This window comes from Klebsiella sp. EMBS2024, assembly GCF_036233805.1.
Classification (GTDB): Bacteria; Pseudomonadota; Gammaproteobacteria; order Enterobacterales; family Enterobacteriaceae; genus Klebsiella; species Klebsiella pneumoniae.
The window spans coordinates 4,445,852-4,446,713 of record NZ_JAZARW010000001.1; the positions used below are offsets into that span (position 1 = coordinate 4,445,852).

At 61.3% G+C, this 862-nt stretch carries 1 protein-coding gene; it reads left to right on the forward strand.

Annotation, left to right across the window (positions count from 1 at the left end):
* Positions 1-751, forward strand: a 751-nt coding sequence (locus tag VZP09_RS20375; RefSeq protein ID WP_328795377.1) for a carbohydrate porin, incomplete at its 5' end; no start/stop codon positions are given.
* Between the last annotated feature and the right edge of the window lie 111 nt (positions 752-862).

Sequence of the window (862 nt, forward strand, 5' to 3'; positions counted from 1 at the left end):
GTTCGACGTGGCGGCGGTCTCGCAGGTGAAATCCTGCAGCCCGGAAGTGATGGCCGACGAGACCAACCCGTCGCGTATCACCTGTACCGGCAGCTCCGACACCGGCGACAACGGCCACTACGCGCTGACCACCAAAACCCACAACATCAAGGCCGGGCCGATCGACGTCGAGGTGTACGCCAACTACGGCTTTGACTCAAAGGCGGTGGACAGCGACGCGCGTCTCGAAGCCTGGCAGGGCGGCCTGGTGCTGAGCCACACCAACGACAGCGGGGTAAACAAGGTGATCCTGCGCTACTCCGACAACTCGGATAACAGCGTCTACAACAAAACCGACGACCTGACCACGGTCTACGCCAGCTTCGAGGGCAGCCATAAGTTCACCCAGCAGGCGCAGGTGGAATATCTGCTGGCCTTCCATGACTACGACAACGGCAAAGATAATACCGACAACCGTAAAAACTACGGCGCCATCGTCCGACCGATGTACTTCTGGAACGACGTGCACTCCACCTGGCTGGAAGCGGGCTACCAGCGCGTGGANTACGACCAGGGCGGGGATAACCACGGCTGGAAGCTGACGCTGTCGCAGAACATCGCCATCGGCATGGGGCCGGAGTTCCGNCCGATGCTGCGCTTCTACGTGACCGGCGGCCAGGTGGACAACGAGCANACCGCGAAGGTNAACGGCACCCAGGACCAGCAGCTGGATTCGCTGAACGTCGGCGGGATGTTTGAGGCGTGGTTCTGATGCGATAGCGTTGNCGAAGGAGCGTTCCCGGCTGGCGCTACGCTTAGCCGGGCTACAACTGGTGCGCTCCATTTATGCCGGATGGCGGCATACATGCCTTATCCGGCCTAC